The organism is Trichocoleus sp. FACHB-262 (assembly GCF_014696035.1).
Classification (GTDB): Bacteria; Cyanobacteriota; Cyanobacteriia; order FACHB-46; family FACHB-46; genus Trichocoleus.
The window spans coordinates 1-5,760 of record NZ_JACJPK010000058.1; the positions used below are offsets into that span (position 1 = coordinate 1).

Sequence of the window (5,760 nt, forward strand, 5' to 3'; positions counted from 1 at the left end):
TGCGGAGCCTAGGTCATACTTATCAGGAGATGGGAGACGACGGCAAAGCTATGGACTATTACCAACAAAGCCTAGCGCTCGCTCGCGAGCGCAAAGACCGCCGAGCTGAGGGATCTGCTTTGGGGGCTCTAGGAGTTGTCTATGAGGATTTAGGAGACTGTAACAAAGCCATTGAGTATTACGAACAAAGCTTAGCCATCGAGCGCGAGACCAAAGACCATCTGGGCGGAGCGCCTGTTGTCTTTTATAGTGAACCTAGGAGTTGTCTATGAGGGCTTAGGAGACTGCAACAAAGCCATAAACCATCACCGGGTATCAAACATTTGTGCGATTGCTAAGATCCAGTACAGGCAGCGGATAGATGAAGCGTGGGATGCAGTGATCGCATCATTTAATAAGTGAGAATTTGAGAATTTGGAAAAATCCGAAACAAACTATTCAAATTCTCGCAACTTTAATACTGAAACCCCTTACACAGTGGGCATGTGAGAGCTGACAGAGATTGAATCTTCGTCGTTTCCTGGCTGAAACTCATTGAGTTTTGTAAGTCGAACAACGACGGAATAGGTAGTTCAACTATGAATAATTCGCCAACAGTGTCTATGCTACCTTACCCCAGCAAGGCTGCACTGTTTTGCTAGTGACATACGACAATCAAATTCTGGATATTGCCGATCGCATTGTGTATATGAAGGATGGCAGGTTAAAAACCAATACAGTAACGGCAGCGATCGCTAAATAAAAGTATCCTCAACCCGTAAATCAAATGACTTTTCCAATGGTTCAACGCCTGCTCATTCCGTGCCTTTTGCTCTTCGTCGTTAGCTGCAACACGGGGGCTCCTCTTGAATCCACGACCCCTCCTGAATCGACAACCTCTTCCAATTCTACTTTTTCCACCTCCCCTACCACTTCCGTCCCATCAACGGCAGTAGACTCCACCTCCGATAGCATCAGTCCATCGACTCAGCAAAGTACCACTAGCTTGGCGCTTAGCGCAGAGGGTTTGCAACTTGTTAAGCAGGGCACTGGCTCGACTCGATTACTCCCATTTGGTGCAGAGCGCGAGCAGGTAGTCGCAGCCGTTAGTAAGGTGCGTGGAGAACCAGCCGAGCAAGGCAGAAGCGCCGATTGTGAGCTTGAATCCACGACGTGGGCAGATGGACTTATTTTGTCTAGTTTAGACGGACGCTTCGTTGGCTGGTATATGAATGCTCAAGGCTCAAAGGCAGCTAAGACGTATACGACAATGGCTAATATCGGTATCGGTTCTACCCGTGCGGAACTGGAGGAAACCTATAGCACTGTTGTCAAACAAACATCACTTGGCAGCGAGTTCTCGGCAGGGAATCTCTTCGGAATTCTAGACAGTACTGGAGCAGACGCAAAAGTGACGGACCTCTGGGCTGGAAGAATATGCATCTTTCGATGAGCTCTCGCCAATTTGAAGCTGCGGGCAACGTTGAAGAACCAGAGTATTCGAGATCCACTCACGGGGCTATTCAACCGTTTTCATTGTTTTCATGTTCTAAAAACACCCGGAATTGCGCTTGTAGCATGGGTGTTTTTGCATTTTTTAGGCCAAAATTAGTCCAGCTCGTTGTAGTACAGGTAGATTGAGCCTGTTTCAAACTTTTCTATAAATGGATGAAAGGGGGAGTAGGCAAAGCAGCGATCGCTCTCTTAATTTGTCACCGATGGCTGGAAGGTCTATCCCAGGTTCATTGGGGTAGGGGGCCAGACCCTCAGCAAAACCTCTATGACTCGGGAGGAGGGAGAGAACACTCGCTGCTCCACTCTTTGAGGTATCGAATGGTACCGCTGCCAGCTTAGCTTCGTTCATTACTGTTTCAGCAACGCCATGTTTAGGTGATGCGTAAACGTTCAATGTCTTTAATCGGCGGCGCACCAAACAGGCGAGAGTATTCACGGCTGAACTGTGAAGGGCTTTCATAACCAACTTGATAGGCAGCGTTGGTTGCATCAGCATTCTCGGCAAGCATCAGCCGACGTGCTTCCAATAGCCTCAACTGTTTTTGATATTGCAGCGGGCTCATGGAGGTAACTTGCTTGAAATGGCGATGGAACGATGCCGGAGACATATTTGCTTGCGCGGCGAGCTCCTCAACCCGCAGCGACCGGGTGAAATCAGCCTTGATTCGTTTAATCACCTCAGCCACGCGCTGCATATTACTGCCAGAGGTAGCAATTTGACGGACAGCTTCACCCTGTTCACCTGTTAAAAGGCGGTAGTAGATCTCGCGAATCATCATCGGTGCTAGGAATGGGATATCCTGTGGCGTATCTAAAAGCTGTATCAGTCTGATAGCGCAATTAATCAACGGTGCATCAGCATCGCTAATGAACAAGCCTCTCACTGAGTTTTCTTTTCTATCTGAGCCAGGTTGGGTATGGGCAATAATATCGCAGAGTTGGGCTGGGTCTAAGTTCAGCTTGAATCCCAAATACGGCTTGTCTGGTGTCGCTTCGACCACAAATCCACTGAGCGGCAAATCTACTGAAACCACCAGATATTGAGCTGCGCCATACTGATAAGCTTCCTCACCTAGCAACGCTTCTTTTCTGCCCTGAACAACAATACCAAGAACTGGTTCAGCCACACCACACATCGCGGTAGAGACAACAGATTCCCGCATAAATTCCAAGTGAGGGATAGTGGTTTTGTGGATACCATCCCCCTTAACATTGGTGTGCCGAGTCACTAATGCTGCCAGTTCTTGACACGCATTCTTGGCTTGATTGGGCTTCCGTATTATCACCATGCTGGCTTCCTGGTTGATTCAGCCGTGCTCATGCGCTCATTATAGAGAGTATTCTCACTTAGCAAGATTTACTTGAGAGGATTAGGCAATGACATGCGAGGTTTGTGTATTTAGCGCCAATCTCCTTGAGCCTATGATGAACCCAGGTCGAGAAAGCGGTGAAAGGATAAGGCAATGACACAAGACATGATAGAAATCGCTTGAATAACCGGAGCGAGCCGAGGGTTGGGTAAAATACCGCTTTGTCGCTTGCCAAAAAGGGACTGATGTCATTGTGACGTATCGGGCAACGGAGCAGAAGCCGAAAATATTGTCGCTGCAACCGCAGCTTTACTAGCTAAAGACAACTGCTGGGTGAATGCTCAGAGAATTGGAGTCTCTGGCGGCATGTTTCTTTAATTCACACTAATCGAAACAAACAGAAACTACACCATGATGAACGTAGAGAACAAAGTCATTGCGATCACCGGAGCCAGTAGCGGCATTGGGGAAGCTAGTGCTAAATTGCTGGCTGAGAACGGTGCAAAGGTAGTTCTAGGGGCACGGCGCACCGAAAAGCTAGAAACGATTGTCGAAGAGATCCGCAAACAAGGTGGCACAGCGGAGTTCAAAGCGCTAGATGTCACTGATCGCGAAGATGTAAAAGCATTCATTCACTTCGCCAAAGACAAATTTGGTCGTGTCGATGTGATCTTTAACAATGCAGGCGTCATGCCCCTATCGCCGATGAATGCCTTAAAGGTCGAGGAATGGGACCACATGATTAGCGTGAACATCCACGGTGTATTGAATGGCATTGCGGCGGGGCTGCCCATCATGGAAGCACAAGGTGGTGGACAATTCATCAATACTGCGTCCATTGGGGCCCATGTGGTAGCGCCCACTGCTGCAGTCTATTGCGCGACCAAGTATGCAGTTTGGGCTCTCTCCGAGGGACTGCGGCAGGAGTCAAACAATATCCGCGTCACCACCATATCCCCCGGCGTGGTTGAGACGGAACTCGGCTCTGATATTACAGATGATGCATCCAAAGGTTTTTTGCAAGAACTCCGCAAAACAGCGTTAACTTCAGATGCGATCGCCAGAGCGGTCTTGTATGCGGTGTCCCAGCCAGATGATGTCGATGTGAACGAAGTGATCGTGCGTCCGATTCGCCAAATGATGTAAGCATTAGATGACATCATAAAAACCACCACTAGTCATCACTCCATGAATCACTTCATCTTTTGGGCCCTTGGGTTTGGCACCTTATGGGTCGGTCTGAAGCTATTTGACGATGAAGTGATTCTGATTGTCTCTATTTTTGTCGGTTTGGGTTTCATCCTGGCTGGGCTGATTGCGGCTCCACTGTCGCTGCAAATTCCGATTGAAATCGCATCAGTGATCGCCTTGTTCAATGTTTGTATGCAGTGTATTCAACGGGGCGATCGCTCTTAAAGCCCTCTCTACAACCTATAGCTGAAGAGTGCTTTATTATTTCCATGAGAGGGCTGCAAATCCTTTACTCCAGTTCAAGCTGGCAAATATTTGGTCATTTGTTTTACATCTGCTCCACCTGAACGAAAAGATTGCTTGTAGCGTCCAATGACTGTAAATAAACTTGTCTCCAAATCAACGTCTCAGTTCTTTGCATGATTGATGAGTTTGTTTACAGCCGAGCTTGCAAGAGACCGCTTCAGAAAGGAGCCAAAACCTCATTCCGTTGTTTCTGTTCTAGGCTGTTCTTCCCAAGGGGCTCGCTTCCCGATATACTGGCTTTTCATTTTTCCCTGCTCTTTCCAGTAGGCATACCAGTAAGGCCCATGCCCCACATCAGCCACTTCTCCAACCATACATTTGCAACTTGCCCGATTGCAGCGTCGCTTTTCCCGTTGGTAGGCTTTGTCCTGATAACGCCGTCGCTCAGTAACCGCTGCTTCAAGTCGTAGCGGTATAACTAAAGCTGCCTCCGCTTCTGAGGCGATCGCCTCTCCCAGCCAAGCATAAATCTCCTGCTTCTGTTCCAAGTTCAACCGTTGTAAAGTGGCACGAAGCGATTCTAGAGAAGGTTTACGTGGCATGGCAAATTCTTGTGTAACTTCAGTCGTTATTTCCTTGGTTACACAAGAAGCTTTTTTCAAGTGACCTGACGATCTTGTGTAATCCCTATCTGTACTTGCTAGCCCTCTGGTTTAAGTAGGCTGCGATCTTGTGTAACTTTCTTCCCTAGTTACACAAGACGAAACTGACATCAAATCTTCTCAACCTTGGAAGTTTTCTGAGGAACTGGAGCTTTAATCCAAACCTCTGACCTATAAAACTCCCCTGGTTGTTCTAACTCAAAGCCTCCTAGCAGTAATCCTAGCCATAGGTTGACCCAAGATATTCCCAGTCCTTGATACAACTGCTGGAGGGAAATCCTCGGCTCTCGATGCTGCTGAAGCCACTGGTTGATCACTCGACTCCACTCGCTCACTGACTCTTCATGCGCGATCGCCCAGACCAAATCTACCTCAGCGGGTCGCTCCTCCTCTTTTCCGGCCTCTACCTCGCACTGCTCCAACCATTCCAAGATCACCTCCTTATCCACTAGAGCCGCGATCGATCCTGCTCTCAAATTTTCATCTGTTCCTTGCTTGGCTCGGCGTTTGTGTGGAGGAGCAGGCTCCATCAACTAGGTTAAATCCACACTCATTGTCTGGCGCACCACATCCGCAAAGAAGCCTGACTCGACAACCGGATCACGGTAGGCCTCCTCCCATTCCGTAATCAATACCTCTGCTCGTACAGCACAGAGCTCAGCCACTCGCAGCAGCGCTTCTCCCGCTACTTGCAACTGCTCAGGTTCTGGCGCTTGGGCGATCGCCACTTCCATCTGCCCCAACAACTCTGCCACATTCGCTTGCTCTGGCATGATCTGAGCTGCTCTTAAGGCATCCCACAGCGGTAGTTCTAGTTGCCGATTCATCTTGACCTCTCTCTTACTGACAGCGCCTCC

The 5,760-nt window shown here is 48.6% G+C and carries 7 protein-coding genes and 3 pseudogenes; 6 read left to right on the plus strand and 4 right to left on the minus strand.

Annotation, left to right across the window (positions count from 1 at the left end):
* The 4 genes and pseudogenes from H6F68_RS11405 to H6F68_RS11420 form a co-directional block, all read left to right on the plus strand.
* On the plus strand, positions 1-272 hold a 272-nt coding region (locus tag H6F68_RS11405; protein WP_190559091.1), incomplete at its 5' end, for a tetratricopeptide repeat protein.
* Between the two features lie 344 nt (positions 273-616).
* Positions 617-742: pseudogene (locus tag H6F68_RS11410) on the plus strand (ABC transporter ATP-binding protein); the annotation flags it as partial.
* 36 nt (positions 743-778) lie between these two features.
* Complete coding sequence (locus H6F68_RS11415; RefSeq protein ID WP_206755517.1) at positions 779-1,432, plus strand: hypothetical protein; 654 nt, start codon at positions 779-781, stop codon at positions 1,430-1,432.
* 255 nt (positions 1,433-1,687) lie between these two features.
* Positions 1,688-1,789, plus strand: a pseudogene (locus tag H6F68_RS11420) (IS1 family transposase); the annotation flags it as partial.
* A 76-nt stretch (positions 1,790-1,865) separates the two neighbouring features.
* On the opposite strand, the gene H6F68_RS11425 reads toward H6F68_RS11420, so the two are convergent.
* Positions 1,866-2,783: an AraC family transcriptional regulator gene (locus H6F68_RS11425; RefSeq protein ID WP_190559095.1), complete on the minus strand. Its 918-nt coding sequence runs from the start codon at positions 2,781-2,783 to the stop codon at positions 1,866-1,868.
* A 432-nt stretch (positions 2,784-3,215) separates the two neighbouring features.
* On the opposite strand from H6F68_RS11425, the gene H6F68_RS11430 reads away from it, so the two are divergent.
* Positions 3,216-3,950: an SDR family oxidoreductase gene (locus H6F68_RS11430; protein ID WP_190559097.1), complete on the plus strand. Its 735-nt coding sequence runs from the start codon at positions 3,216-3,218 to the stop codon at positions 3,948-3,950.
* 42 nt (positions 3,951-3,992) lie between these two features.
* Positions 3,993-4,220, plus strand: a complete 228-nt coding sequence (locus tag H6F68_RS11435; RefSeq protein ID WP_190559099.1) for a hypothetical protein — start codon at positions 3,993-3,995, stop codon at positions 4,218-4,220.
* A 257-nt stretch (positions 4,221-4,477) separates the two neighbouring features.
* Here the strand turns inward: H6F68_RS11435 and H6F68_RS11440 are convergent, their stop codons facing one another.
* The 3 genes and pseudogenes from H6F68_RS11440 to H6F68_RS11450 all read right to left on the minus strand — a co-directional run.
* Positions 4,478-4,843, minus strand: coding sequence for a DUF6788 family protein (locus tag H6F68_RS11440; RefSeq protein ID WP_190559101.1), 366 nt, complete (start codon positions 4,841-4,843; stop codon positions 4,478-4,480).
* Between the two features lie 170 nt (positions 4,844-5,013).
* Positions 5,014-5,433 carry a hypothetical protein gene (locus tag H6F68_RS11445; protein WP_190559103.1) on the minus strand — a complete coding sequence of 140 codons (420 nt, stop codon included), beginning with the start codon at positions 5,431-5,433 and terminating at the stop codon, positions 5,014-5,016.
* A gap of 3 nt (positions 5,434-5,436) precedes the next feature.
* Positions 5,437-5,760: pseudogene (locus H6F68_RS11450) on the minus strand (hypothetical protein); the annotation flags it as partial.

Excerpts from the sequence above, each read along its gene's own strand:
- H6F68_RS11445 (WP_190559103.1), bottom strand. The coding sequence starts at position 5,433 with ATGGAGCCTGCTCCTCCACACAAACGCCGAGCCAAGCAAGGAACAGAT.
- H6F68_RS11425 (WP_190559095.1), bottom strand. The coding sequence starts at position 2,783 with ATGGTGATAATACGGAAGCCCAATCAAGCCAAGAATGCGTGTCAAGAA.
- H6F68_RS11430 (WP_190559097.1), top strand. The coding sequence starts at position 3,216 with ATGATGAACGTAGAGAACAAAGTCATTGCGATCACCGGAGCCAGTAGC.
- H6F68_RS11435 (WP_190559099.1), top strand. The coding sequence starts at position 3,993 with ATGAATCACTTCATCTTTTGGGCCCTTGGGTTTGGCACCTTATGGGTC.
- H6F68_RS11415 (WP_206755517.1), top strand. The coding sequence starts at position 779 with ATGGTTCAACGCCTGCTCATTCCGTGCCTTTTGCTCTTCGTCGTTAGC.
- H6F68_RS11440 (WP_190559101.1), bottom strand. The coding sequence starts at position 4,843 with ATGCCACGTAAACCTTCTCTAGAATCGCTTCGTGCCACTTTACAACGG.